General features: G+C 61.8%; 23 protein-coding genes. 11 read left to right on the forward strand and 12 right to left on the reverse strand.

From position 1 onward, the window contains the following. Positions 1 to 177: 177 nt before the first annotated feature. Positions 178 to 966: a DUF2189 domain-containing protein gene (locus AC1PUL_RS05765; protein ID WP_480467145.1), complete on the reverse strand. Its 789-nt coding sequence runs from the start codon at positions 964 to 966 to the stop codon at positions 178 to 180. A 138-nt stretch (positions 967 to 1104) separates the two neighbouring features. Here AC1PUL_RS05765 and AC1PUL_RS05770 point away from each other — a divergent pair, with 138 nt between their 5' ends. The 3 genes from AC1PUL_RS05770 (at position 1105) to AC1PUL_RS05780 (ending at position 2954) form a co-directional block, all read left to right on the forward strand. Then, positions 1105 to 1260: a hypothetical protein gene (locus AC1PUL_RS05770; RefSeq protein WP_480467147.1), complete on the forward strand. Its 156-nt coding sequence runs from the start codon at positions 1105 to 1107 to the stop codon at positions 1258 to 1260. A gap of 118 nt (positions 1261 to 1378) precedes the next feature. Further along, a complete protein-coding gene (locus AC1PUL_RS05775; protein WP_480467148.1) occupies positions 1379 to 1978 on the forward strand; it encodes an SCO family protein in 600 nt (199 codons plus the stop codon). Between the two features lie 91 nt (positions 1979 to 2069). Next, complete coding sequence (locus AC1PUL_RS05780; protein WP_480467149.1) at positions 2070 to 2954, forward strand: 50S ribosomal protein L11 methyltransferase; 885 nt, start codon at positions 2070 to 2072, stop codon at positions 2952 to 2954. A gap of 147 nt (positions 2955 to 3101) precedes the next feature. Here the strand turns inward: AC1PUL_RS05780 and AC1PUL_RS05785 are convergent, their stop codons facing one another. Beyond that, positions 3102 to 3275, reverse strand: a complete 174-nt coding sequence (locus AC1PUL_RS05785) for a hypothetical protein (protein ID WP_480467151.1) — start codon at positions 3273 to 3275, stop codon at positions 3102 to 3104. A gap of 265 nt (positions 3276 to 3540) precedes the next feature. On the opposite strand from AC1PUL_RS05785, the gene AC1PUL_RS05790 reads away from it, so the two are divergent. After that, positions 3541 to 5376 (forward strand): aminopeptidase P family protein, encoded by a 1836-nt coding sequence (locus AC1PUL_RS05790; protein ID WP_480467153.1) that lies wholly within the window; start codon positions 3541 to 3543, stop codon positions 5374 to 5376. A 16-nt stretch (positions 5377 to 5392) separates the two neighbouring features. On the opposite strand, the gene AC1PUL_RS05795 is transcribed toward AC1PUL_RS05790, so the two are convergent. Together AC1PUL_RS05795 and AC1PUL_RS05800 are read right to left on the reverse strand one after the other, a co-directional pair. Next, entirely contained in the window at positions 5393 to 5704 is a 312-nt protein-coding gene (locus AC1PUL_RS05795) for an AzlD family protein (protein ID WP_480467155.1), read from the reverse strand. Further along, the gene (locus AC1PUL_RS05800; protein WP_480467157.1) at positions 5701 to 6411 is read right to left on the reverse strand and encodes an AzlC family ABC transporter permease; all 711 of its coding nucleotides are present in this window, start codon (positions 6409 to 6411) and stop codon (positions 5701 to 5703) included. Before AC1PUL_RS05800 ends, AC1PUL_RS05795 begins: the two co-directional genes overlap by 4 nt. A 159-nt stretch (positions 6412 to 6570) precedes the next feature. Here AC1PUL_RS05800 and AC1PUL_RS05805 point away from each other — a divergent pair, with 159 nt between their 5' ends. Continuing rightward, a complete protein-coding gene (locus AC1PUL_RS05805; protein ID WP_480467159.1) occupies positions 6571 to 6834 on the forward strand; it encodes a DUF2164 domain-containing protein in 264 nt (87 codons plus the stop codon). A gap of 249 nt (positions 6835 to 7083) precedes the next feature. Here AC1PUL_RS05805 and panB read toward each other — a convergent pair whose 3' ends face one another. The 3 genes from panB to pncA form a co-directional block, all read right to left on the reverse strand. Next, positions 7084 to 7911: a 3-methyl-2-oxobutanoate hydroxymethyltransferase gene (gene panB, locus AC1PUL_RS05810; protein WP_480467160.1), complete on the reverse strand. Its 828-nt coding sequence runs from the start codon at positions 7909 to 7911 to the stop codon at positions 7084 to 7086. A gap of 1 nt (position 7912) precedes the next feature. After that, positions 7913 to 8785: a pantoate--beta-alanine ligase gene (gene panC / locus AC1PUL_RS05815; RefSeq protein WP_480467161.1), complete on the reverse strand. Its 873-nt coding sequence runs from the start codon at positions 8783 to 8785 to the stop codon at positions 7913 to 7915. 89 nt (positions 8786 to 8874) lie between these two features. Next, on the reverse strand, positions 8875 to 9501 hold the full coding sequence (pncA, locus tag AC1PUL_RS05820) for a bifunctional nicotinamidase/pyrazinamidase (RefSeq protein ID WP_480467163.1): 627 nt from the start codon (positions 9499 to 9501) through the stop codon (positions 8875 to 8877). A 289-nt stretch (positions 9502 to 9790) separates the two neighbouring features. Between pncA and AC1PUL_RS05825 the strand changes: the two genes are divergently transcribed. Both AC1PUL_RS05825 and AC1PUL_RS05830 read left to right on the forward strand, forming a co-directional pair. Then, complete coding sequence (locus tag AC1PUL_RS05825; RefSeq protein WP_298461756.1) at positions 9791 to 10069, forward strand: DUF6074 family protein; 279 nt, start codon at positions 9791 to 9793, stop codon at positions 10067 to 10069. 114 nt (positions 10070 to 10183) lie between these two features. Then, on the forward strand, positions 10184 to 10783 hold the full coding sequence (locus AC1PUL_RS05830) for a thymidine kinase (protein ID WP_298461759.1): 600 nt from the start codon (positions 10184 to 10186) through the stop codon (positions 10781 to 10783). Positions 10784 to 10798: 15 nt separating this feature from the next. On the opposite strand, the gene AC1PUL_RS05835 is transcribed toward AC1PUL_RS05830, so the two are convergent. Both AC1PUL_RS05835 and AC1PUL_RS05840 read right to left on the reverse strand, forming a co-directional pair. Further along, entirely contained in the window at positions 10799 to 11581 is a 783-nt protein-coding gene (locus AC1PUL_RS05835) for a glycosyltransferase family 25 protein (RefSeq protein WP_480467164.1), read from the reverse strand. A gap of 78 nt (positions 11582 to 11659) precedes the next feature. Continuing rightward, positions 11660 to 14137 carry an ATP-dependent helicase gene (locus tag AC1PUL_RS05840; RefSeq protein ID WP_480467166.1) on the reverse strand — a complete coding sequence of 826 codons (2478 nt, stop codon included), beginning with the start codon at positions 14135 to 14137 and terminating at the stop codon, positions 11660 to 11662. 275 nt (positions 14138 to 14412) lie between these two features. Between AC1PUL_RS05840 and AC1PUL_RS05845 the strand changes: the two genes are divergently transcribed. The 4 genes from AC1PUL_RS05845 to AC1PUL_RS05860 all read left to right on the forward strand — a co-directional run bounded on the left by AC1PUL_RS05845 (position 14413) and on the right by AC1PUL_RS05860 (position 24125). Then, positions 14413 to 15636 (forward strand): efflux RND transporter periplasmic adaptor subunit, encoded by a 1224-nt coding sequence (locus AC1PUL_RS05845; protein WP_480467167.1) that lies wholly within the window; start codon positions 14413 to 14415, stop codon positions 15634 to 15636. Then, positions 15633 to 18782, forward strand: a complete 3150-nt coding sequence (locus AC1PUL_RS05850) for an efflux RND transporter permease subunit (protein WP_480467169.1) — start codon at positions 15633 to 15635, stop codon at positions 18780 to 18782. The genes AC1PUL_RS05845 and AC1PUL_RS05850 overlap by 4 nt, the downstream gene beginning before the upstream one ends. Positions 18783 to 18906: 124 nt before the next feature. Next, positions 18907 to 20316 carry an FAD-binding oxidoreductase gene (locus tag AC1PUL_RS05855; RefSeq protein WP_480467171.1) on the forward strand — a complete coding sequence of 470 codons (1410 nt, stop codon included), beginning with the start codon at positions 18907 to 18909 and terminating at the stop codon, positions 20314 to 20316. A 74-nt stretch (positions 20317 to 20390) separates the two neighbouring features. Continuing rightward, the gene (locus AC1PUL_RS05860) at positions 20391 to 24125 is read left to right on the forward strand and encodes an AsmA family protein (RefSeq protein ID WP_480467172.1); all 3735 of its coding nucleotides are present in this window, start codon (positions 20391 to 20393) and stop codon (positions 24123 to 24125) included. 50 nt (positions 24126 to 24175) lie between these two features. On the opposite strand, the gene AC1PUL_RS05865 is transcribed toward AC1PUL_RS05860, so the two are convergent. The 3 genes from AC1PUL_RS05865 to AC1PUL_RS05875 all read right to left on the reverse strand — a co-directional run bounded on the left by AC1PUL_RS05865 (position 24176) and on the right by AC1PUL_RS05875 (position 25219). Continuing rightward, positions 24176 to 24406 (reverse strand): ribbon-helix-helix domain-containing protein, encoded by a 231-nt coding sequence (locus tag AC1PUL_RS05865; protein WP_480467173.1) that lies wholly within the window; start codon positions 24404 to 24406, stop codon positions 24176 to 24178. A gap of 63 nt (positions 24407 to 24469) precedes the next feature. Then, entirely contained in the window at positions 24470 to 24661 is a 192-nt protein-coding gene (locus AC1PUL_RS05870; RefSeq protein WP_480467174.1) for a DUF4169 family protein, read from the reverse strand. Positions 24662 to 24715: 54 nt separating this feature from the next. Then, a complete protein-coding gene (locus tag AC1PUL_RS05875; RefSeq protein WP_185811268.1) occupies positions 24716 to 25219 on the reverse strand; it encodes an SspB family protein in 504 nt (167 codons plus the stop codon). Positions 25220 to 25366: the final 147 nt, after the last annotated feature.

Raw genomic sequence — 25366 nt, forward strand, 5'->3', positions numbered from 1 at the left:
CAGCCTCGATCCCGGCTGCCTCTGCATGCCGGCGACACCATGCGTAGTCGGGAGCACCCTGCGGACTGTCATGCCCGCCTGACCGGGACGGCCAGAACGCTTCACGCAGAATCTAGAATATTAGTTAATCAAGAACTAATCATGGCCGCATTTGGCTTAAACATCGTCTGTTGCCGGCTAAGATGCTGTAATCGCGCGGCGATAGAGATGCCATGTGGCGTGTCCTAGAAAGGGGAGGACCACCAGGAGGCCAAGAAACGCGGGAAGCAGCGAGATGACGGCCAGTCCTGCGACGATCACACCGAATGCCAACATCGGTACGGGGTTTTCGATGACGGTGCGCATGCTGGTCAACATGGCGGTGACGAAGTCCACATCGTGGTCCAGGAGCAGCGGCATCGAGATGACAGTGGCGGTAAACAGGATGATTGCAAGCACAGCCCCGACGACTGTACCGACGGCAAGGAAGAGCAGACCCTGGGGCGTGGTCAGGACCACATTGACGAAAGCGTCGAGTGTGGCGGGGACCCTGAAGCCCAAGAAAAGCGCCATGAGCAGCCGAACCTGATAGATCCAGATCCAGAAGATGAACAGCACGACGAAGGCCATCCAGGAGAGCTGACGCTCTCGCTGGCGGAAGACCTCGGCGAGGACCGCCTTCCAGCCGATCGGCTCGCCGAGCCTGTGGCGACGGCTGATCTCATAGAGCCCAACGGCGATGAACGGGCCGATCAGAGGGAAGCCGATCGCAACGGGGATGATCATCCAGGGCAGGTGGTAGTAGCTCAGCATAACGGCAATGAAGATGCCGCCCAGGGCATAGATTGCCCCGAAGAACAGGCCGAAAGTCGGGTAGGCTCTGAAGTCGCCCCAGCCGTCGGCCAGCGCTGCTCGAATGTCGTCGATACGAAGCCGGTTGATACGAAACTTTGGCAGCGTGCCGCGATCGAGTGCCTGCTGTTCCATCCGTCCCTCCCAAAGACGTAGATTGCTGCGACAATCTGTCAGAAACTACCATGTTTCTTCCTTGATATCCGTCAAATCATGTCCTTGCGGATCAAAATCTCGCGTTTCATCTGGCTTCAAGTGCGATATGATGCGGACATGACCGTTCAAGTTCGTTCGCAGAAATGGTTGCCGCTGACGGCTCTGCTGCTGGCAGGGGCACTCTTCAGTGCTGCAGTCTTCCTTGGCTGGATGCATCACGGGGCTGATATTTTTCTAACCCTCATCGAAAGCGGGCTGGCCTACTGCTTCTGACCCGCCGCTCCGTGACAAATCGGCGCTCATGCCCGGATTTACATCGAGTTGAATTGCCTTCTCGCATCGGGAGGCTTATCGGGCTGAACATAAAGTTCGATTTCAAGGAATTGCCATTATGCAAACGGTCAGGGTCATCTTGTGGGCGGCGGTTGTCGTCATGGCGGGCGTTCTCGGCTGGTTGACCTATTCGGTTACGAAGTCTGATCAGCAGATTGCAGAAGCGCCCTTTGGCGTCCCCTTCCAGCTGGTTGATCAAAATGGCCAGCCCATCACCGAGCAGGCGTTCCGTGGCAAGCCGACGGCCCTGTTCTTCGGCTTCACCCATTGCCCTGAAGTCTGCCCGACCACTCTGTTCGAGCTTGATGGGTGGCTGAAGCAGGTGGACCCGAATGCTACCGGCTTGCAGGCCTATTTCGTCACGGTTGATCCGGAGCGTGATACGCCCGAAATCCTTGGCCGTTACATTTCCAACGTGACCGACCGGATCACCGGCATTGCCGGCGACCCCGCCAAGATCGCTGAGGTCGTGAAGGGCTTTCGCGTCTATGCCAAAAAGATCCCGCTGGATGAAGCGCAGCCGGATGGCGATTACACCATGGACCACACCGCCTCGATCTTCCTTCTCGATGCGGAGGGGCGCTTCAAGGGTACGATCGCCTATGGAGAAAATCCCGACACGGCGATCAAGAAGCTCGAAAACCTGATGAAAGGCTGACGCCCTGGAGCTTCGGCTGAGGTTGCCATCCGGGCGTTTGCGTTGTACCGCAACGCCTCTGACTGCCCTGACCTTCCAAGGATGACCGATCGTGGCCGAAATTCGCCTTTATGTGACCACCACCGAGAAGAATGCCAACCGGATCCTCGATCTGATGAGCTTCGCTTTCGGTGAGGAGGACTATGCGATCGCGACCACCGAGGTCGACGAGAAGGCCGATATCTGGGAGGCTTCCATCTATCTGATGGCCGACCAGGAGGAGGAGGTCATCCCCCGGGTTCAGGAACTGCTTTCTGAAGAATTTCCGGAGGCTGCAATCGAGCGCGAGGTGATCCCGGACATTGATTGGATCGCCAAGTCGCTCGAGGGCTTGAAGCCGGTGCGGGCCGGCCGTTTTCTGGTTCACGGTTCGCATGATCGCGACAAGGTCCAGCCGCACGACGTGGCGATCGAGATCGATGCCGGTCAGGCCTTTGGCACCGGACATCACGGAACGACGGCAGGCTGCCTCGAAGTCATCGAAAAGGTCGTCAGGGCGCGGAAAGTGCGCAATGCGCTGGATCTCGGAACGGGCAGTGGTGTGCTGGCGATTGCCGTGCGCAAGCTTCTACCCGTACCGGTGCTGGCGACCGATATCGATCCGATTGCGGTTCGTGTGGCCAAGGAAAATGCGCGCCGCAACCAGGTCGTTGACGGGATCGACTTTCGCACGGCGCCTGGCTTTCACTCGACCGCGTTCCGCGAGCATGGCCCCTTCGATCTGATCATCGCCAACATTCTGGCGCGGCCGCTGATCAAGATGGCGCCGCAGCTCGTCAATCACCTCGCGGCAAATGGTTCCGTCATCCTGTCGGGCATCCTGGCGGAGCAGCGCTGGAAGGTGATTGCCGCCTACAGCGGCGAGGGGCTCTCGCATGTGAAGACGATCTGGCGCAATGGCTGGGTCACCATTCACTTTACCCAAGGTAAGGGTTGATACCTAAGGTCAGTTTTGATCATGCAGAAAAGGCGGCCCGCTAGGAGCCGCCTTTTGGGCTTCGGCATCATGCCGCGCCGGGGGCCGCGAGCGTGGGAGGAGCGCTCAAGCGGACACATTTTAAAGCGGTCCTTCGACCGCCGACTGTCAGATGATCGAACGCTGATGCGGGCGACGGCGCAGCTCGTCACGGTTCAGGCCCATGGCCTGCAGCGAGGAGTCATCAAGGTTCAGAAGAGCGCCGGTTGCATAGAGATCGGCACGGCGCTGGCGTGCCTCAACGAGGTTGTTCAGGGCGGTGCGCAGGAAGGACTTGGCCATCTCTTGGTTTCCTTTCGGTTCCGGACGCTTCGTTCTGCGTCCTCGATGACCCTGATATAGTCCTATTGGAGCCGCTCAGTCAGATGGCTTGGAGCACGGGAGATCTGCAAATGCTGCATGGCAGCATGAGGACTGCCTCAAATTGTGGCGTATCGGGCTGGATCAGGATGCATCTGATGCGAAACCATGCGGCGATGGTGGTGGCAACGGAGTGGCCTTGCTATAAACGCCGAGAGAGTCCCGAACCCACCGCGAGTCATTCCCCATGTTTCAGTCCTTCGAGGTCAAGTCCACGCCGCATCACGGCAAGTCCCGGATCGCAGCGCTCAGGGGACTGTTTGCAGAGTTTGGTATCGATGGACTGCTGGTCCCGCGCTCGGATGACTATCTCGGCGAATACGTGCCCGAGTCCGCCGAGCGTCTCGCCTGGGCGACCGGCTTCACCGGTTCGGCCGGGATGCTGCTTTTGACCGAGGTGCAGGCCGTCGTCTTCGTGGACGGCCGTTACGTCACGCAGCTTGCCCAGCAGGTCGATCCGACCGTCTTCACGCCCGGAGACCTTGTCGGCGAACCGCCGCACAAATGGATCGAGAACCGCGCATCGAAGGGTTTTCGTCTGGGGATCGATCCCTGGGTGCATACCGGTGCGGAGGTCCGCAGGCTGGAAAAGGCGCTGGCGGAGAAGGGCGGCAGCCTTGTCTTCCTGCCGCATAACCCGGTCGATCGGCTCTGGACGGACCGTCCGGCCGAGCCCAAGGGCGCCGTCATGATCCAGGCGCTGAACCAGGCCGGTGTGTCCGCTGCCGACAAGCTGAAGAAGATCGCAGCCGATCTGACCGAGAAGAGCCTCGCCGCCGTCCTGATTTCCGATCCGTCGTCGGTGGCCTGGATCTTCAATCTGCGTGGCAGCGATGTGCCGCATACGCCGCATCCGCTGTCACGGGCGATCATCAAGGCGAATGGATCTGCCGAACTCTTCCTTGACAGCGCCAAGACCAATCTCGAGGTCGAGACCTATCTCCGCGACCTTTGCGAACAGGTTGATCCCACGTTGTTGGCCGAACGGCTGGAACGGGTCGCCAAGGGCGGCCAGCGCATACTCGTCGATCCGGATCTGACCCCTTATGCGCTGGCCCGCCTGATCCGCGAGAGTGGCGGCGACGTCGTCGAAGGCAATGACCCGGCAAAGCTCGGGCGTGCGGTGAAGAACATGGTCGAGCTCAACGGCTCGGCGGCGGCGCATCTGCAGGACGGCGTTGCAATGGTCGAGTTTTTGCACTGGTTTGACGAGCAGCCGCATGGCAGCCTCACCGAGATTGCGGCTGCGCAGAAGCTTGAAGCCGTCCGCGCCGCTGTCGGGCAGCGGATGCAGAACCCGCTCAGGGATATCTCCTTCGACACGATCTCTGGTTCCGGTGAGAATGCGGCGATCATGCATTACCGCGTGACGACCGAGAGCGACCGGCAAATCCGCTCCGGCGAGATGTTCCTGATCGATTCGGGCGCGCAATATGTGAATGGGACGACCGACATCACGCGGACGCTGGCCGTCGGTGAGGTGCCGGAGGAGCAGAAGCGCTTCTTCACCTTGGCGCTGAAGGGGATGATCGCGATCAGCACGGCGCGCTTTCCGAAGGGCACGCGCGGCTGCGATCTCGATCCTTTGGCCCGTATCGCGCTCTGGAAGGCCGGTGCCGACTTCGCCCATGGCACAGGCCATGGCGTCGGGTCCTATCTCTCGGTGCATGAAGGGCCGCAGCGCATTGCTCGGCTTTCGACGCAGGAGCTGCTGCCCGGCATGATCCTGTCGAACGAGCCGGGTTATTATCGCCCCGGCAGCTTCGGTATCCGGATAGAGAACCTTATCTATGTCCGCGAGGCCGAGACGATCGAGGGCGGCGACCAGCCGATGCTCGGCTTCGAGACGCTGACCTTTGTGCCGATCGATCGCCGGCTGATCGTGCAGGATCTGCTGACGCGCGACGAATTGAAGTGGCTTGACGCCTATCACGCCAAGACCCGTGACGAGCTGCTACCGCTGATCTCCGACGTGGCCACCAAGCAGTGGCTGGAGCAGGCGACGGCGCCGTTTGAGCGCTGACCTGAGACCTCAGACCTCAGACGAGGAACTGCCGCATCAGCATGACGACGGCCCAGCCGCCGATCAGCATGGGAATGGTGGAGAAGCGCAGGCCGATCAGAAGCGAGGCCGCCATGGCGGCCTTGACGTCGATCTCGCCGGCGAAAAAGGCGGGGGCGACGAGTGTCGTCAGGACGGCTGCCGGGACGGCATTGAGCGCGGCCTCCAGCCTGGGCGGCATGGTTTTCAGCCGTTTCACCAGGACGTAGCCACCAATACGGGTGAGGAAGGTCGCAATCGCTGCTGCCGCGATCAGCATTGTCATGTAGGGCGTCAGAAGCGTGCTCATCGGGCGGTCTCCTCGGCAGGCTCGTCCTTCGGCGGAAGAGGCAGAAGAGCCGCGAGCAAAACTCCCGCCAAGGCGCCGATGCTGATGTGCCAGGGTGTGCCGACAACATGCTGAGCGGCCACCGAGACAACGGCGCTCACAGTCACGATCAGCAGGAAATTGCCTCGCTTGCGGAAGCCGAGAACGAGGCCGAGGAAATAGATCGGCAGCAGAACGTCGATGCCGTAGTCGGCGGGATTGCCGATGACGCTGCCCAGCGCGCCGCCAAGCGCGCTCATGGCGACCCAGGGAACGTAGATCATCGCGCCGAAGCCGAAATACCAGGGGAAGCTCACTTCTTTGCCGCTTTCACCGCGCGCCACGGCTTCTGCAAATTGCGGGTCGGTCAGCAGGAAGAAGCTCAGCAGCTTCTGCGGCAGGGTGAAGTGATCGATGAACGGGGTGAGGGCCGCCGAATAGAGGATGTGGCGGAAATTCACCGCCAGGATCGAGAGGACGACGATCCACATCGGCACAGCCTGCCCGAAAAGCTCGATGCCGACCAATTGGCTGGCGCCGGCATAGACGGTGGCGCTCATCAGCGCTGCCTCGGCGACAGTCTGGCCGTTCGCCACGGCGACCGCGCCGAACAGGATCGCAAACGGACCGGCAGAGATGATGACGGGCAGCGCTTTGAGCGCGCCTTCGGTGAAATCGGATCGGGACATGTTAGACTTCTCGCGTTCATCTGCTGGCTAAAGCCTGTCGCTCTGATCGACAAACCAATTCCGCTGATGGAACGACCATCGCCGTTGATGAATGGCATTGCCATCCGGACGGGATTTCCGTCTTGTCGAAAAGTCGCATCCGATGTGGAGGAAAGGCAGATGGAGAAGGATCTGATCAGTCGCGAGGACAGGGAGCGGCTGTTACTCAAGGTTCAGCGTCATCTGTCCGATGAGGCCGAAACGGAGCTCGGGCGCTTCGAGGTCGAGACTCTGGTCGATCTGGTCGCGCGGCTTATCGGGCCGCACTACTACAACAAGGGACTGCGCGACGCGCAGGCGCTCATTGCCCGGCAGGTCGACCAGATCAACGATGCGCTCTACGAAATGGAACAGCTGCCGGAGGCCTATACCAAGTGTCGATGATAGGGACCTATAGGATGGCTTCTTGCGGGTCTCTGGCTAGGCGCGGCGCGCCGGACGATGCTGTCGCATCGGCCAAGCGGCGCAACAACGCCAGGGGCCCGCAAGAAGCCACCTCCGGTCGGCTTCCCGGCCTTTCTGGCGTCGTCGAGTTCCTCGACCGATGCGCAAGCATCGGTCTTCGGACCTCTCCTAGCCAGTAAGACCGGTCGAGCCGATCCTATGGGTTCCTATCACCGACACTTGGTATTACTATTTCTTCGGGCGGATCTGGAACGTGTGTTCCTGACCGGGGAAGACGCGGTCCTTGACCTCGGATGCATAATCGCTGGCGGCCTTGTCGATGACCTCGGCCAATTCGCTGTAATGCTTGACGAAGCGCGGCTTGAACTCGTTGAACAGGCCCAGCATGTCATCTGAGACCAGGATCTGGCCATCGCAGGCCGGCGAGGCGCCGATTCCGATGGTGGCGGCTCTGACATTGGCCGAGATTTCCCGTGCCAAGGGTTCGACGGTGCCTTCGATGACCATGGCGAATGCGCCGGCCTCATCGATCGCCTTGGCGTCGCGGCGGATCTTGTCCTGCTCGGCTTCACTGTGGCCCTTGGAGCGGTAGCCGCCCGACGTATTCACCTGTTGCGGCATGAGGCCGATATGGCCGAAGACCGGCACGCCGCGAGTGACCAGGAACTCCACGGTTTCGGCCATTTCGGCGCCACCCTCGAGCTTCACGCCGTCGCAGCCGGTTTCCTTCATCAGGCGCACCGCGTTGCGGAAGGCCTGTTCCTTGCTTTCCTGGTAGGAGCCGAAGGGCAGGTCGACGATGACGCAGCCGCGCGTCGTGCCGCGCATGACGGCCTGGCCGTGGGCAACCATCATCTCCATGGTCACGCCGACAGTCGTATCCATGCCGTAAAGCACCATGCCGAGGCTGTCGCCGACGAGCAGCAGATCGCAATGCCGGTCGAGGATGCGGGCGATCGGGGTCGTGTAGGCGGTCAGCGAGACGATCGGACGGTTGCCCTTCAGGGCCGTGATGTCGGCCGGGGTGAAGCGCTTCTGGCGGGGTGGTGTGCTCATGTCAGGCGGCCTCCATGCCGGTGGCGGCCGCTTGGCCGATGATGCGGTTGTCGAGAAGCTTGGTCTTGCCGAAACGGACATAGAGCAGCACCAGGGCATTCCCGTGGACCGTCTCGATGCGTTCCAGCGTGCGCGGATCGCGGATGGCGACGACTTCCGGCTCGGCGAGCGGTTCGGTGCGCAGGAAGTCGATGAGTTTTGCTTGGAGTGTCGCGACGTCGCGAATTCCGGTCCGCAGAAGGCGCTCGGCCTCAGCCAGCGTCTTCGGCACGATGACAGCGGCGGCTCGCTCTGCGGGTGACAAATAGACGTTGCGCGAGGAGCAGGCTAGACCATCGGATTCGCGCACCGTCGGAACAGGCACGACGCGGACGGGCTGGGCCAGGTCCTCGACCATCTTCTGGATGATGGTCACTTGCTGATAGTCTTTCTCACCGAAATAGGCGGCATCCGGCTGGACGATGTTGAAGAGCTTGGTCACGACAGTTGCCACGCCGGCGAAATGACCCGGACGGGCTTCACCTTCGAGCTCCGAGCCGAGTTTTGGCAGATCGACGACGGTCTGCATCGGTTCGGGATACATGTCCTCGACACCGGGCGCGAAGAGAAAATCGACACCGGCCTCTTCCAGCATGGCGCTGTCGCGCGCCAGATCGCGCGGGTATTTTTCAAGATCCTCGTTCTTGCCGAACTGCAGCGGGTTGACGAAGATCGAGACGACGGTGACGTCGTTTTCAGACTTGGCGCGACCGACCAGGCTCAGGTGGCCCTGATGCAGATAACCCATGGTCGGCACGAAGCCGATCACCTGGCCGGCACGGCGGCGGGGCGCGAGCTTCTGTCGCAAAGCGGCGATCGTGGTGACGATTTCCATGACCGGCGTCCTCCCTGTCTTGTCGTTGGCTCGGCTCTAGCGCTTGCCGCTAAAAAAGGCAATCGCACGGATCCTCAGCAGAGATGTCCTCAAGCCGTGATCATGGTGCTGTCGGTGATCTCGACGCCTGCCCGGCGCATCGCCTCGATTGCCTCTTCGACACCCTTCGCGTCGATCCCACGGCAGCCATCGGCGATCAGGCGGACCTTGACATCAGGCAGCATGTCGACGGCATCCAGCGCTGAGAACTTGACGCAATAGTCGGTCGCAAGACCCATTATGTCGAGCGCGGTCACACCCTTCTGCTTCAGCCAGCCGGAGAGGCCGGTAAGGGCTGCCTTGTCGTTGTCGCGAAAGGCCGAGTAGCTATCGACGGTCGGGTTTTCGCCCTTGCGCTGGATATAGTCGATGCGCGCGGTCTTCAGGTCCGGGTGAAATTCGGCATCTGCCGTGCCCTGAACGCAGTGGTCTGGCCACATGACCTGCGGCTGCCCGGAAAGCTCGCCCATGTCGAAGGGGTTCTTGCCCTCATGCTGGGACGCAAAGCTGCCATGGTTGGCGGGGTGCCAGTCCTGCGAGGCGACGATCAGATCATAGACGCCGCTTTCGATCAGGCGATTGGCGACGGGCACCACCGCGTCACCCTCGGCGACGGGCAGGTTCCCGCCGGGGCAGAAGCCGTTCTGGATGTCGATGAGCAGCAGGGCCTTGGTCATGATGGTGCTCCAATTCTTGTGCGGCGCAAGATGGCAACCGCAAGCCGTCTTATCAAGGGGATGGGGCAGATTTCGCAGTCGTAGAATGCGAAGCATGATGGCGCTTGCGGCGATCGGTAGTTCGGTGATCCGGTGCCGGCGGATGGCATCACCACGCTTCGGCTTCGCACCCGTCAACGGCGGTTGCCTGGTTCACTTTCGGCACACTTCGACGTGTCCGGATCTTGTGCCGAAACGGAACGTTAACCATGTGATTCTACACACATGCCGTAACGTGAGGATGTTTCGCATGAGTAGCCAAGCCATGAACGGCCAAACCAACCCGACCATCGCCTTCTTTCCGCTCGCGAACCGTAGGGATCTGGTCCGCCGTTCCGCGATCGAACTCGATCGCCTGAATGGCTATGCTGCAACCGAGTTCTGGAAGACGACCTGCCGGGGACTTGGAAACGAACTTCTCGCCCTCGGCTGCCCGGAAGACGAGATGCGCGCCGAGATCATGGATTTTCAGGCTGCGGTCCAAGTCGAGCTGATGTGGCTGCATCGCGAGGAAGCGGCCCAGGGCTGAACGTCTTGGCTTCATCGCCATAGTTCCTGTTGGCAATGCTGACCGGTGCTTGTGTCCTGTCTTTTCTCTCCGCTAAGACAGCGCCATCACGCATCCCGTTATGAGCAGCAAGCCTTGGCCAAACTCCACTACATCTACGCCACCATGAATGCCGGCAAGTCGACGCTGCTCCTGCAGGCGGCGTATAACTACCAGGAGCGCGGCATGCGGGTGGCCATGCTGATAAGCGCGCTCGACAACCGGGCCGGCAAGGGCTTCATCGGGTCGCGGATCGGGCTTCGTGCCGAGGCATCCGCCTTTGGTTCGGAGGCAGATCTGTTTGAAGCCATCCGGGCGGATCACGCGGCGTCGCCGCTCTCTTGCGTTTTCGTCGACGAGGCTCAGTTCCTGACCACCGAACAGGTCTGGCAACTCGCCCGCGTCGTCGATTCCCTCGATATTCCCGTTATGACCTATGGCTTGCGCACCGATTTCCGCGGCGAGCTTTTCCCCGGCTCCAAGGCGCTTCTCGCCATCGCCGATGAACTCACCGAAGCCCGCTCGATTTGCCATTGCGGTCGCAAGGCAACCATGGTCGTGCGCATTGGCGAAGACGGCAAGGCACAGCGGGATGGCGCACAGGTTCTGATCGGCGGCAACGAGACCTATACGTCGCTGTGCCGCCGGCATTGGCAACGGGCCTTTGCTGCTGAGGAAGTCACCGCCGAAGCGTGACGACGGCCGGTGGGATCAGCGCCCGCGTGAGCGCAGCCTCTGCCACAGGAGCAGGCTTCCCCGGGCGATAACCCGGCTGACTTCCAGATAGGTTCTGTAAGGCAACACGGTCAGATAGCGCCAGCGCGGCAGCTTGTGGGAATTCATGTCGCCCTGGATCTGCGATTCAAACGCGGTGTCCTGGCTCGCGACCAGAGGGCTTATGAAGGCACCCTTCAAGCCTGAGAGATATTCGAGATCGAAGGCGATGTCGTAGGCAAGCCGCATGGGCACCAGGTCTTCTGCGATCCAGCGGGCTGCCTTGCGGTTGATCATATAGGCGCCCGAGCCCTTTTCACGGGTGAGGGCAATGGCCAGCGAACGGCGGTCCGTCAGCTTGCGATAGGGAAATTTCCGTCCGCTGCTCACCGTCGTCAGGCGCAGGATATCCCAGGCATCGCTGTTCCTGGCGGCAGCATCGATCGTTTCAAGGAAGTCCGGCTCGAAGCTCACGTCGTCTTCGAGGATGAGGCAGAGATCCGCATCCGAGGCGAGGAAGCGGCGCGCGCATTCGACGTGGCTGAGATAGCAGCCGACTTCGCCATATTTCATGCGGCGGCCATGGAGCAGCTTGTAGGAGAGTTCGGAAAACTCGGGGATCGGGAAGCGGAGATTGCGACCGATGACAGCCGGTACGCGTTCCGCATGAATGCCCGCGGCTGCGGTCTCGCGGTTCATCACCTCCATACGATCCTCTGCCCCATCCATGTTGATAAGATAGATGGCGAGGTTCAGGCGGCTTTCCGGAAGGACTTGCAATGCGGTCTCCAATCAGACGGGCGAACGGCCTGCCTTCTGCGCAATCGGGGTCGAGGCGTCAATAGTCGCCGCGACCGCTCACGCTTTTTCGACGAAGCCGTCGAGCACGCGTTTCTGGCCGGCGCGGTCGAAATCGATGGTCAGCTTGTTGCCTTCGATTGCTGACACGTTGCCGTTACCGAACTTGATGTGGAAGACGCGGTCGCCCACCGAAAAACGCGAGGGTTCTGACGTCGTCGACTTGGCGACGAGCTCGCCTTCGATCGTCTTTGCGCGTGGTCCGCTTTCGCCATAACCGATCCGCTCCACCGCATGGCCGGAGCGCGCGCCCCAGTTTTCACGGGTCGCGTCGGTCTTGTTGGCCTGGGCACGCTTCCAGCCGGGCGTCGAATAGCTGTTCTGAAAGGGTTCCTGCTTGTCGAAGCGCGACTGGCCGTAGGGGTTGCGGCCGTAACCGCCATAGGAGGTCTCCGCTTCGGCGACCTCGACATGCGCCGGCGGCAGCTCGTCCAGGAAGCGCGAGGGCATGGTCGACTGCCAGAGGCCATGGATTCGGCGGTTGGAGACGAACCAGATGTGGCAGCGGCGCTTGGCGCGGGTGATGCCGACATAGGCGAGGCGGCGTTCTTCTTCGAGGCCGGCGCGACCACCTTCGTCGAGGGCGCGCTGGTGCGGGAAGAGACCTTCCTCCCAGCCGGGCAGGAAGACGGTTTCGAATTCCAGGCCCTTGGCCGAGTGCAGCGTCATGATCGAGACGGCGTCGAGGTTCTCGTTGGTCTCGGCGTCCATGACGAGCGAGACGTGTTCGAGGAAGCCGCGCATGCTCTCGAAGGCTTCCATCGAGCGGATGAGTTCCTTCAGGTTTTCCAGACGTCCCGGCGCTTCCGCCGATTTGTCGTTCTGCCACATGGCCGTGTAGCCGCTCTCGTCGAGGATCTGCTCGGCGAGTTCGGTATGCGGCGTGTTTTCGAGCAGGGTCTGCCAACGGCGGAAGTCGGTGACGACATCGAAGAGCGCCTTGCGGGCCTTCGGCTTCAACTCGTCGGTCTCGATGATGTCGGCGGCTGCCGCGAGCATTGGGATGTCGCGGGCGCGGGCGTAGTCGTGCAGATTGCGGATCGTGGTGTCGCCGAGGCCGCGCTTCGGCGTGTTGACGATGCGCTCGAAGGCGAGGTCGTCGGCCGGCTGGCAGACGAGGCGGAAGTAGGCCATCGCATCGCGGATTTCGAGGCGCTCGTAGAAGCGTGGGCCACCGATGACGCGGTAATTGAGGCCGAGCGTGACAAAGCGGTCTTCGAATTCGCGCATCTGAAAGGAGGCGCGGACCAGGATCGCCATGTTGTTCAGCGGATGCTGCTGGCGCTGCAGCTGTTCGATCTCCTCCCCGACAGCCCGGGCTTCCTCTTCCGAATCCCAGGCCGCATGCACGACGACCTTGTCGTCGTTCGGATCGACGCGGTCGGTGAACAGCGTCTTGCCGAGGCGGCCCTCGTTATGGGCGATCAGAAAGCCGGCTGCACCGAGGATATGTTCGGTCGAGCGGTAGTTACGCTCGAGCTTGATGACCTTGGCGCCAGGGAAATCCTTCTCGAAGCGTAGGATATTGTCGACTTCGGCGCCGCGCCAGCCATAGATCGACTGGTCGTCATCGCCAACGCAGCAGACATTCTGCGGCACGCCCGGCGGGCGCTGGGCGAGCAGCCTTAGCCACATGTACTGTGCGGTGTTGGTGTCCTGATACTCGTCCACCAGAACGTATTTGAAGCGCTGGTGGTACTCCTTCAGCACGTCGGGATTGGCCTTGAACATCCGGATCGGATGCAGCAGCAGATCGCCGAAGTCGCAGGCGTTCAAGGTCTTCAGGCGGTTCTGGTAGGCGACGTAGAGTTCGCGGCCCTTGCCATTGGCAAACGCCCGGGCGTCGCCTTCCGGAATCTGGGCTGGATCGAGCCCCTTGTTCTTCCAGCCGTCGATCATCTGGGCGAACTGCTTTGCGGGCCAGCGCTTGTCGTCGAGACCTTCGGCCTGGATGATCTGCTTGATCAGCCGCACGACGTCGTCGGTATCGAGAATGGTGAAATCGGAGGACAGGCCGACGAGTTCGGCGTGTCGGCGCAAGAGCTTCACGCCGATCGAGTGGAAGGTGCCGAGCCAGGGCATGCCTTCGACGGCACCGCCAACGAGATGGCCGATGCGCTCCTTCATCTCGCGCGCGGCCTTGTTGGTGAAGGTCACCGCAAGGATCTGGCTCGGAAAGGCCTTTCCTGTTGCGAGGATGTGGGCAATGCGGGTCGTCAGTACGCGGGTCTTGCCGGTGCCGGCGCCGGCGAGCACCAGAACGGGGCCATCGACGGTCTCGACGGCTTCGCGCTGCTCCGGGTTCAGCCCCGAGAGATAATCGGGCGCACGGGCCTGATCACGGGCGGCCATGGCGCGCGCGGCGATGCCGAGACCGCCAGGGGCAGGCATACCGGGTGCGGGCGCGGTGGACGCGGCCGGCTTGCGCGGCGCGGGCTCTTCATCGAAGAAGGGAATATCGTCGAAACCGTTACTCATGCGGCCCAATGTAGTGATTCGGGTTCGAAAGGCCAGTGACGCCGTTCTGGTTTTATTCCTCGCAGACCGTTGCGCACGGATTTTGCGAGGCTTTGTGAGCGTCGCGTGGTAAGATCGAAGAACCAGCGCGTTTCGGGCTTCTGCAGGCACCTGTTCACGGGGGCGTGAAAAGATGCGAGATTACAAATCAGTAAGCTTGCCATCGAGCCATTGCCACCTTGAGTTTGCGCCCGATACTAAACGGCATCTTTTCGTCCGATATTTTGGAGCCCTGCATGCCGCTTTGGAAGCAACTCGCCATTTCTATTGCCATCCTCTTTCTCGGTCTCTGTTCGCTCGTCTATTTTTCGCCGGGCGCCGGCCAGACGCTCGTGTCGATGGGTGTGCCGCAATCGATGATCTCGCTCGTCAGCCGCGCTCCCGAGGCCGATGGTGCGGGTCCGGGCGGCCAGCAGGCGCAAGCCGGCGGTCAGGCGGCTGGTCAGCGCCAAGGGCAGGGTCAGGGGCAAGGACAGGGGCAGGGCAACCGGCGCGGCGGCAATCAGGCCATCCTCGTCGCCACACAGCCGGTCAGTATGGGCGTCATCAATGATCGCCTGAGTGCGATTGGGGACGGCGAGGCGATCGAGGCCGTTACCGTGATGCCGCAGGCGTCCGGGACTGTTGCGGAGATTCTCGTCACCTCCGGCCAGAAGGTGCAAAAGGGCGATGTGATCGCGCGGCTTGATCGCGAAGAGCAGGTGATCCTGCGTGACCAGGCGGCTGTCGCCTTGCGCAGCGCGACGGAGAAGGCCGAGTCCTATCGCAACCTGCAGAGCTTCTCACGGCTCGACGTGCTCGATGCCCAGATTGCCCAGGAACAGGCGCAGCTGCAGCTGACGACCGCCGAACTGAACCTGAAGCGCCGCGATATCGTCGCGCCGATCAATGGTATCATCGGCATTGTCGGGGTCAGCGTCGGTGACAACGTTACCAATTCGACCGCGATCGTCTCGCTCGACAACCGGAGCCAGCTGCTCGTCGATTTCTGGGCTCCGGAGCGCTTCGCCGCTGCCGTGCGCCCGGGAATGCCCGTTGAGGCGAGCCTGGTTTCGCGACCGGGACAAATCTTCCAGGGCAGCGTCGAGGCCGTCGATAGCCGTGTTGATCAGGCTAGTCGTACGATCCGCATCCGTGCGAAGATTGACAACCCCGATGATGTGCTGCGTGCCGGCATGTCCTTCAATGTCGTAATGCGTTTCCCCGGCGACAGCTATGCTGCCGTCAATCCACTGGCGGTGCAGTGGGACGGTGAAGGCTCCTTCGTCTGGCAGATCGTCGATAACAAATCCGTGAAGACGCGTGTCACCATCGTGCAGCGCAATTCAGATCAGATCCTGGTCGAAGCGCCCTTGAAGGAGGGCGATGTTGTCGCCGTTGAAGGTCTGCAGCGTGTTCGCGAGGGCGGGGCGGTCGAAGTGGCCGGTGGTGCTGAATCCCAGGAGGTTGCCACACGATGAGCGCGTCTGAGATCGGTTCCGAACAGTCCGGGCGCAGCTTTACCGCGCTCTTTGTCCGCCGCCCGGTTCTCGCGGCGGTGCTCAATACACTGCTTGTGGTCGCAGGTCTTGCAGCCCTTGCCGGTGTCGAGATCCGCGAATTGCCGGATGTCGATCAGCCGGTCATCACGGTGAGCACCGATTATGATGGTGCGTCCGCAGAGACCATGGACCAGGAGGTCACACGCGTCATTGAAGGGGCGGTCGCTCGTGTCAGCGGGCTCAAATCCATGTCGTCGCGCTCTTCTTTCGGGGAAAGCCGCACGACGCTGGAATTCAACGACAGCGTCGATCTGGCTGTGGCGGCCAATGATGTCCGGGATGCGCTGGGACGTATCCGCAACCAGTTGCCTGATGACGTCGAAGAGCCTCGCATCGTCAAGGCCGATGCCGACTCACAGCCGATCATGCGACTTGGTGTGACGTCCAGCACGCTGTCGATGGAAGATCTCACGCTTCTCGTCGAAAACGAGATCTCGGACCGTCTTGCTGCGGTCGATGGTGTCGCTGATGTTCAGATCTACGGCGATCAGGAGAAGGTCTTCCGGATCGACGTTAACCAGGCTGCGCTCGCCAGCCGGGGTTTGAGCGTTGCCGATCTGGCGACAGGTCTGCAGAATGCATCGCTCGACGTTCCCGCGGGTTCGCTGGAATCGCAGACGCAGGACATCGTTGTGCGGGCGACCGCGAACCTGACATCCGTCGAAGACTTCGAGAATGTCCTGATTGGCGAACGGGTGCGCATGCGCGACGTGGCGACGATCACGCTGGGACCGGATGACGGCTCGACATCGCTCCGGTCGAATGGCGTTCCGGGTGTGGGCCTTGGTGTGATCCGTCAGGCTCAGTCCAATACGCTCAGCATCTCGGAAGGGGTTCGCGCCGCTGTTGTTACCATGCAGGATGCGCTGCCGGAAGGCACGCGCGTCATTGTCACGAGTGACGATGCCGTGTTCATCGAGGGTGCCCTGCATGAAGTCGAGCTTGCGCTCGCGCTGTCTGCGGTCATCGTCCTGGTGGTGCTTTTCCTGTTCCTGCGTGACTGGAGAGCGACACTCATCCCCGCGCTCACGATGCCGGTTGCTTTGATCGGCACGCTGGTTGCAATCTATCTGGTCGGTTTCTCGATCAACATCCTGACGCTTCTGGCCATCGTTCTGGCGACGGGTCTCGTCGTCGATGATGCGATCGTGGTGCTTGAGAACATCGTCCGACGGCGAGCGGAGGGCATGGGGCCACGTGCGGCGGCGGTGCTTGGGACACAGGAGGTGTTCTTCGCCGTTCTCGCAACAACTGCGACCCTTGCTGCCGTCTTCGTACCCTTGTCTTTCCTTCCCGGACAGCTGGGCGGTCTGTTTCGCGAATTCGGCTTCGTGCTTGCGTTTGCCGTCCTCTTGTCATCGATCACCGCTCTGACGCTCTGTCCGATGATGGCATCTCGGATGCTGTCGCGGGAAGCCAATCATGATCACGGTGTTCTCGGTGCTTTCGGTCGTGGGTTTGCCAGCTTCTACGGACGCACGCTGAGGGCATGCCTGGGCAATCCCTTGATCGTGATTGTCGTGGCTTCGCTGTTCTCCGGTGCTGCCTATTTCGCCTTCACGACGATCCGCAGCGAGCTGACGCCGCGCGAAGACCGCTCCATGGTGATGATGCGACTGACGACACCGCAGGGATCGAGCCTTGCCTATACCCGCGATCAGGTCCAGCGGGTCGAGGAGAACCTGAAGCCGCTGCGAGACAGCGGAGAGATCGAAAACATCTTCTCGATCTCGGGGCAGGGCTCCTCGAACAGCGCGTTCATGGTCATGACGCTCGCGCCCTGGTCCGAACGGACACGCAGCCAAGATCAGATTGCCCAGGACATCAACGCGGCCACGGCCAAGGTGCCTGCCCTTCGCGGCAATGTGTTCCAGACCAACAGTCTGCGCATCCGCGGTGCCGGCAGCGGTCTGCAGATGGCCATGGTCGGGTCGAGCCACGAGAAGCTGACCGAGGCTGTTCTTCGGGTCGTTGAGCAGATGCGCGACCGTCCGGAGTTCCAGACGCCGCGTCTCGACAACGAACCGACCCAGGCACAGATCTCCGTCACCATGGATCGGGAACGGGCCTCCGATCTCGGCGTCGATATCGGTGCGATCGGCACTTCGCTCCAGGCTTTGCTGGAAGGCCGCTCTGTCACGGACGTCTTCGTCGACGGCAATTCGATCCCCGTGCGGCTGGTCTCCAGCACGCAGCCTATCAATGACCCGACCGACCTCGAAAACATCTTCCTGACCACCTCCGATGGTCGGGTGGTACCGATGTCGACCATCGCGTCGCTGGAAGAGAGGGCGGTCTCACCGCAGTTGAACCGCGAACAGCAACTGGCTTCGGTTTCGTTCTCGGCGGGGCTCGCAAACGGTGTGGCATTGGGTGATGCGGTGCAGGCGGTCACGGAACTGGCGCAACCGCTTCTGCCGCCGGGCGCTCGGTTGATCCCGCTCGCAGAGGCCGCAACGCTTGAGGAAAACAGCTATGGCATGGCGCTCACTTTCGGATTTGCGATTGCGATCATCTTCCTGGTGCTTGCCGCACAGTTCGAAAGCGTCGTCTCGTCGCTGATCATCATGGCGACGGTTCCGCTCGGTCTTGCCTGTGCCGTCTTCGCGCTCGTCGTCACCGGCTCGACGCTCAACGTCTACAGCCAGATTGGCCTCGTGCTCCTGGTCGGGGTCATGGCCAAAAACGGCATTCTGATCGTGGAATTCGCCAACCAGCTGCGCGATCGCGGACTATCGGTGCGCGAAGCGATCGAAACGGCCTGCACCATCCGCCTGCGGCCGGTCATGATGACGATGATCGCGACCGTGCTCGGTGGCGTGCCGCTGGTTCTGGCGCAAGGTGCAGGCGCCGAGGCCCGGATTGCGCTTGGCTGGGTGATCGTCGGTGGTCTCGGCTTTGCGACGGTCGTGACCCTCTACATCACGCCGGTTGCCTACCTGCTGCTTGCCCGTTTCTCCAAGCCGCATGCACAGGAAGAGGCACGCCTGCGCACGGAACTCGAAGACGCGTCTCTGAAGAGCGCAAATGATCCGGGCCTGCCGCCGAGGATTGCTGCCGAATGATCCAAGAGGACGCCCGGCCTTTGCTTGTGTCGGGCGTCTGGACAATTCCAAAACCCTATCCCATAGCAGGTGTGCACGGCGTCTTTCTCCGTGCAGCCTTGTCTTGGATCTGGGGAGGTGACGGATGGCTCGTAAGGATGTGATCGATGGCAAGCGCAACGAGGAGGGACTTGCTCTCGTGGTGCCGATCCTGAAGCAGCGCTTCGGCGAGCGATTTCAGACCGGGCAATCCTTTCGTGACCAGCACAGCCACACCACGACCTATCTGCGATCGCAGCTGCCCGATGGCGTCGTCTTCGTTGAGAGTGCTGACGATGTGCGCGAAGTCGTGCGAATCTGTGCCGCCAATCGCGTCCCGATCGTGCCGTTCGGCACGGGCTCGTCGCTGGAGGGACAGGTCAACGCACCGTCCGGCGGGATTTCGGTCGACTTTACCAGGATGAACCGCGTGCTGTCGGTCAATGCCGAAGATCTCGACTGCACCGTCGAACCCGGTGTCACCCGCGAGGATCTGAATACCTATCTGCGTGACACGGGCCTGTTCTTCCCGATCGATCCGGGTGCCAATGCCTCGCTTGGGGGCATGACGGCAACGCGGGCCTCGGGCACCAATGCCGTTCGCTATGGGACGATGAAGGACAATGTGCTGGCGCTAACGGTGGTGACAGCGGATGGCGAGGAGATCCGCACGGCGCAGCGTGCACGCAAGTCCTCTGCCGGATATGATTTGACGCGGCTGTTCATCGGCTCTGAGGGCACGCTCGGGGTGATCACCTCGATCACGCTGAGGCTCCAGGGGATCCCGGCCAAGATCAGTGGCGGCGTCGTTGCCTTTCCGACCCTTGAGGATGCCTGCAATGCCGTGATCATGACGATCCAGATGGGCATTCCGGTGGCGCGCATCGAATTGCTCGACGAGATGCAGATCCGCGCCTGCAATGCCTATTCGAAGCTTTCCTACGCGGAGCAGCCGACGCTCTTCGTCGAATTTCACGGAACGGAAGAAACGGTCGAACTGCAGGCCGCCCAGTTCGGGGAGATCGCGGCGGAGTTCGGTGGCGGCGCATTTGCCTATACCGCCAATGCCGAGGAGCGGAACCAGCTCTGGAAGGCGCGACATAACGCCTATTGGGCGAGCCGCGCGCTCGCGCCCGAACTTGCGGCCCTTTCGACCGATGTCTGCGTTCCGATCTCCCGCCTTGCCGAATGTGTGGCCGCGACACAGGCCGATATCCGGGAGAACGGGTTCCGGGCGCCGATCGTCGGCCACGCGGGCGATGGAAACTTTCATGTGCTGCTGCTGTTCAACGACAAGGACCCGGCTGACGTCGAGAGGGCAGAAGCTTTCCTGGCGCGGCTTAACGGGCGCGCACTTGCCATGGAGGGAACCTGCACGGGCGAACACGGGGTTGGACAGGGCAAGATCAGCTATCTGGAGCAGGAGCTGGGTTCGGCTCTGCCGGCGATGCGCGCGATCAAGGCCGGTCTCGATCCGGACAACATCTTCAATCCCGGCAAGATCTTTCGGCTGTGACTGCAAGAGCTTGCGGGTTGCCCCTGCGGCGAATTGCGTTACCTTCGGGGCCGTAATCAAGGGAGTGGCATTCGGTGCTCGGACGCATACTGGTAACGCTCGGCGGTCTTCTGGTGGTTGCGCTTTTTTCCGCGCTGTTGGCGCCCCTGTTCGTGGACTGGACGAATTTTCGCCAGAACTTCGAGAGCCAGGCGAGCCAGCTGCTTGGCAAGAAAGTCGTGGTGAATGGCGAGGTTTCAGCGCGTCTTTTGCCGTTCCCGTCGGTCACCATGGAAGATGTCACCGTCGGCAGTGATGTGGATGGCACGCCGCTTGTCAGGGTCGCCCGCTTCTCGCTCGATGCGGAACTTGCCCCCATTCTCTCCGGTGAGGCCCGCATCTTCGACATGCGGATCGAGGAGCCGAAGGCGCGAATCCGGCTTCGGCCGGACGGCACGCTCGACTGGTTGCGCGGCAGCAGGCCCAGCATCCCCGCCCGGACCGTCGTTCTCGAAAAAGCCTCCGTCACCGGCGGAACCATTGAATTCATCGATGAGCAGTCGGGTCGCAACCGCGTCCTAAGCAGGCTGGACGCTGCCCTTTCGGCACGCACGCTGGCAGGTCCCTGGTCGGTCGAGGGCAGGGCGGTGCTGGATGGCGAGGCAGCCCAGTTTGCTCTGACCACCTCCGAAATGTCCGGTGCTGCCTTGCCGCTGCGTCTCCGGATCGACCCTGAGGCGCGGCCCTTCGACCTGCTGCTGGAGGGTGAACTGGCGCTGGAAGAGGGAAAGCCCCACTACACGGGCAATTTTTCCTCGACCTGGAAGATCGCACCGGTGGCAGAGGCTCAGCCATCCGAGCAGGCAGCTGTGCCGCCGCCGCGCATCAGGGGGGAATTCAAGCTTGCCAATGACAGCATCACGGTAGCCAACTACCGGCTTGAACTCGGCGATGCGGTCGATCCCTATGTCATCACCGGAGAGGCCAAGCTTGATACCGGGGCCAATCCGGAGTTTCTGCTGACGGCCGAGGGACAGCAGGTCGACGTCAACCGGATGGCAGCCGATGGCAGTCGTGCGAAGACCTCCAGAAACGGCGCGATCTCCGTCCAACAGCGACTGGCCTTGTTGATGTCTGCGGCCGCAGAAATCCCCATCCCCAAGGTTCAAGGACGTGCGACGCTAAGTCTTCCGGCGATCGTGGCCGGCGATACCGTGTTTCGTGATCTTCAGCTCGACGTGCGCCCGGCCGGCAATGGCTGGACGGTGGACAGAGCCGTTGGCGTTCTGCCGGGGCGGACGCAAGTGGAAGCGACCGGGCGGCTGGTGCTCGTGGGCAGGCCCTCTTTCGAGGGCAAATTGCTCGTGGCATCGACCCAGCCGTCGGGGCTTGCAACCTGGATTTCCGGTCGCGTTGATCCTTCCATCCGCAGCCTCGCCTCGGCCGGATTTTCTGCCTCGGTCAATCTGACGCCTGAGCTGCAGCGCTTCGAGAATCTCGAACTGGCCATCGGTGCGGAGCCTTTGAAGGGGCGGATCGAGCGGGAATCACCAGAAGGGGAGGCTGCCAGTCTTTCCGTCGATCTGACTGGCGATGGTCTCGACCTTGATGCGGCACGCGCGATTGCGGCGCTTGTCGTCGGTGAGGATGCCGAGCAGCGATTGCTTGCCGAGCGGGTCGCGACCCGGCTGAACGTTGGCGCTCTCAGGGCCTTTGGTGTAACGGCAGAAGATGTGGAAGCGATCGCTACCTATCAGGCCGGGGAGCTTTCTATCGAACGCTTAAACCTCGGCAATGTGGCCGGTAGCGCAGTCCGGATCAACGGCGTCTGGCGTGACACGGAGGAGGCACCTGTCGGAGAGGCTGATATCGACTATGTTTCCGACGATCCTGGCCCATTCCTTGATCTCCTTCGCCAACGCCTGCCGTCGAGCCCTTTGGTTGACCGGCTTGCGAGCAGTGCGCAGTGGTATGCCGAAAGCGATATCAAAGCCAAATTGCAGGTTGCTGACGCTGGCGCGGTCACGATTGACCTGACGGGCCGCGTCAATCAGAGCGCTCTCGCGATGACGGTTGAAGCGAACGAAATGGCGGCGCTGTTGGACGGCGGTGAACGCAATTTCGAGATCCGGCTTGAGAACGACGAGGCACAGGTCCTGCTCGGACAGGTCGGCCTCGATCCTCTGCCATGGACCACGGGCGAAGGCGGCGTGTTGACGCTGACGATCAATGATGCGGCGAACGGAGATGCCGACGCCGTAGTCGGCTTCGCCGGCCCCGCAACGATATTCGACGCAACCGCGAAGCTCACGGCTTTCAATTCGCCCCGTCTTCTCGATGGCGCTTGGCAGCTGTCGCTCGACAGCCAGGACTTCGGCCCCTATCTCATGGCGCTCGGTCTCAGCCTGCCCGATGCGGCAACCGGCCTGCCGGTCAAGCTGGACAGCGCCCTTTCGCTCGCCGAAGATCAACTCGCTGTCGATCGTTTGGCCGGGACGCTGGGCGGTCAGTCGATCGAGGCGCAAGGACAGGTGAACCTGGCAGGTGCCATTCCCTCCGCCGTCGGCACCGCGCGTGTCGATCAACTCGATCTGGACTGGCTTGCGGAGACCATGGTCGGACCCCTTGCCGATCCTGCCGACGGGACATTGTCGAATGCGCCGCTCAATCCGGCGAGCTTGCCGTTTGATCTCGATCTTGGGCTTTCGGTGAAGCAATTCTGGCCGGGCGTCGCGGAGGCGATGACCGACGTGTCGGCGAAGCTCAAGAACAAGGCTGGCGAGTTGAGCCTCGATGACATCTCCGGTGGATGGTTGGGTGGTCAGGTCACAGGGCGGTTCTCCGTGGCGAACACGGATGGCAGCGGTTTCCTGCAGACCCGGCTCGATGTCGCCGGCGCTGATGTTCTGCGTACGCTCAACGCCTTGCGGCTTGAGCGGGGTATGGCGGAGGCCAAAACTCCCGCGGGACGCATGGACGTCACCTTTGTTGCCGAAGGCGCGGGTAAGACGCCGGCCGAGCTGATCGGGACTGCGAGCGGATCCGGAGAGGTGCGGTTCAGCATGGTGGCGTTCGATTCGCTGCGCCTCGATATCCTCCCGGCGCTGATCACAGAGGTGGACACGCTCGGTACCGAGATTGGTGAGGACAGGGTGCGCGGCATCGCAGAACGTCTCGTCGGGGAGGGGCAAAGCGAGTTCAAGGCGCTCGTCCTGCCATTCTCGCTCTCGGACGGAACGGTTCGCATTCAGGCGGCGAGCCACCAGACTCCGGAAGCAAAGCTGGACGGGACGCTGCGGCTCGACCTTCGAAGCGGGCTTATCGATGCAGATCTCGGTGTCGCCCTCAATCCCGGCGAGGCTGCCATGGAGGGCGCACAACCCAATCTCCGCCTGATCTTTGAGGGCGATGCGCTGGCGCCCGAGCGATCGCTGGAGGTGACAGAACTCACCAACTTCGTGTCGCTACGCGCGTTCGAGATTGAAAGGCGCAGGGTTGAAGCTTTGCAGGCGAGCGTGCTCGAAAAGCAGCGGCTTCGGCGTGAGGCAGCCCTTGCCCGATCCCGCGCCGAGGAGAGGACGCAAGCTGAGGCCGAACGCTTGCAGCAGGAAGAGGCGGCGCGGGCACAGGCAGAAGAAGAGGCGCGCGCCGCAGCAGAACAGGCTGAGACGGCGCCGGGATCGCCCGATGCATCCACAACGGAGCCCCGCGCTCCCCTAACAACCGAGACCGTGCCGACCACACCCGTTCTGCCCGTTGCGCCTCAGGAGCGCGTGGTGCGCCAACCCCTGCCTGACATGCGTTTTGAGGGGCTGCCGGGCGTCAATTGAATTTCAGTCGAGGTGATCGCACAGCTCAGTTGCGGATTGGACGTCGGTTATCAGGTCCCTGATGGATGAGATGCCGCGTGCTTGAGTTCTCGCAGCACGAACAGCCGAAGTGCGGAGGAGAGGTTCGAATCGAGGGGTCTGGCTTCGTCGATTTCGGCGATCAGGCCGGCAAAACTCAGACCGCGCCGTGCGGCGAGCGTCTTGAGTTCGTCGAGAAACGCGTCTTCGACGGAAAAGCTCGTGCGGTGTCCATGTAGGGTGATCGAACGCTTGCGGATCATGGCGGCTCCCGACGGGCGGCAAGTGTTCAGGCGTGGCACGTGGGTCGGAGTTGCAGTGCGGGTTCAGTCCCGGTCGGGCTTCTCGATCCGGCCCTGTTCATGCTGGCGCGCCGCTTTGTCGTTCAAAGTTTTTGTCAGCGATTTTTCCGCCTTCGTCCTGCCATGGCTGATGCGGTTCTGCTCGGCCACAGCCTCGCGTTCGCTGCGGGCCTTTGCCTTGCGAAACTGGCGGAGATTGACGACGTCGGCGGCCATGCTTGGTGCTCCACGAATAAGGCCGGGTGGTAAGCCCGGCCGAACGTCATGCGATCACTGCTTCTTGCGGAAGGCGTCGAGGGAAACGACGGAGCCTTCCTTCTTCTCGTCGGACTTCGGAGCCTCAGTCTCCTCCGTCTTGGCGACGGCTTCCAGCGGGTAGGCGGTGATCTCGGCCTCACCTTCGTCCTCGTCGGCGAGCGGCACGTCGAATTCGAGCTCGAAATTCACGGAGGGGTCGTAGAAGCCGCGGATGGCATTGAAGGGGATGACCAGCTTTTCAGGCGTATCGGAGAAGGACAGACCGATCTCGAACAGGCTGTCGGTCACCTTCAGGTCCCAGAACTGGTGCTGGATGACGATGGTCATCTGCTCGGCATACTTCGCCTTCAGATGCTGGGAAATGCGCACGCCCGGCGCGCCGGTCAGGAAGGTGATGAAGAAGTGATGGTCGCCCGGCAGGCGCCCCGTCGCGGCAACCTCGGCCAAGACCTTGCGGATGACGCCGCGAAGTGCGTCCTGGGCCAGAATGTCGTAGCGAATATGGTCGTGCCCCATCAGATCCCTGCTTTCCTTATCATGCCGAATTTCAGCGGCTTATGCCACGACGCGACGAAGCGGAAAAGCCCCGAAGCATCAAACTGGTTCGGGCAATGTACATCAAATCTCAGGCTGCTGGTAGCAGCGAAATCCGAAGCAAAGTCA

The sequence above is a fragment of the Rhizobium sp. P43 genome (genome assembly GCF_056730705.1).

Bases quoted from the DNA above. Each gene is read 5' to 3' on its own strand.
- AC1PUL_RS05765 (WP_480467145.1), bottom strand. From the start codon at position 966: ATGGAACAGCAGGCACTCGATCGCGGCACGCTGCCAAAGTTTCGTATC.
- AC1PUL_RS05770 (WP_480467147.1), top strand. From the start codon at position 1,105: ATGACCGTTCAAGTTCGTTCGCAGAAATGGTTGCCGCTGACGGCTCTG.
- AC1PUL_RS05775 (WP_480467148.1), top strand. From the start codon at position 1,379: ATGCAAACGGTCAGGGTCATCTTGTGGGCGGCGGTTGTCGTCATGGCG.
- AC1PUL_RS05785 (WP_480467151.1), bottom strand. From the start codon at position 3,275: ATGGCCAAGTCCTTCCTGCGCACCGCCCTGAACAACCTCGTTGAGGCA.
- AC1PUL_RS05790 (WP_480467153.1), top strand. From the start codon at position 3,541: ATGTTTCAGTCCTTCGAGGTCAAGTCCACGCCGCATCACGGCAAGTCC.
- AC1PUL_RS05795 (WP_480467155.1), bottom strand. From the start codon at position 5,704: ATGAGCACGCTTCTGACGCCCTACATGACAATGCTGATCGCGGCAGCA.
- AC1PUL_RS05800 (WP_480467157.1), bottom strand. From the start codon at position 6,411: ATGTCCCGATCCGATTTCACCGAAGGCGCGCTCAAAGCGCTGCCCGTC.
- AC1PUL_RS05805 (WP_480467159.1), top strand. From the start codon at position 6,571: ATGGAGAAGGATCTGATCAGTCGCGAGGACAGGGAGCGGCTGTTACTC.
- panB (WP_480467160.1), bottom strand. From the start codon at position 7,911: ATGAGCACACCACCCCGCCAGAAGCGCTTCACCCCGGCCGACATCACG.
- panC (WP_480467161.1), bottom strand. From the start codon at position 8,785: ATGGAAATCGTCACCACGATCGCCGCTTTGCGACAGAAGCTCGCGCCC.
- pncA (WP_480467163.1), bottom strand. From the start codon at position 9,501: ATGACCAAGGCCCTGCTGCTCATCGACATCCAGAACGGCTTCTGCCCC.
- AC1PUL_RS05825 (WP_298461756.1), top strand. From the start codon at position 9,791: ATGAGTAGCCAAGCCATGAACGGCCAAACCAACCCGACCATCGCCTTC.
- AC1PUL_RS05840 (WP_480467166.1), bottom strand. From the start codon at position 14,137: ATGAGTAACGGTTTCGACGATATTCCCTTCTTCGATGAAGAGCCCGCG.
- AC1PUL_RS05845 (WP_480467167.1), top strand. From the start codon at position 14,413: ATGCCGCTTTGGAAGCAACTCGCCATTTCTATTGCCATCCTCTTTCTC.
- AC1PUL_RS05850 (WP_480467169.1), top strand. From the start codon at position 15,633: ATGAGCGCGTCTGAGATCGGTTCCGAACAGTCCGGGCGCAGCTTTACC.
- AC1PUL_RS05855 (WP_480467171.1), top strand. From the start codon at position 18,907: ATGGCTCGTAAGGATGTGATCGATGGCAAGCGCAACGAGGAGGGACTT.
- AC1PUL_RS05865 (WP_480467173.1), bottom strand. From the start codon at position 24,406: ATGATCCGCAAGCGTTCGATCACCCTACATGGACACCGCACGAGCTTT.
- AC1PUL_RS05870 (WP_480467174.1), bottom strand. From the start codon at position 24,661: ATGGCCGCCGACGTCGTCAATCTCCGCCAGTTTCGCAAGGCAAAGGCC.
- AC1PUL_RS05875 (WP_185811268.1), bottom strand. From the start codon at position 25,219: ATGGGGCACGACCATATTCGCTACGACATTCTGGCCCAGGACGCACTT.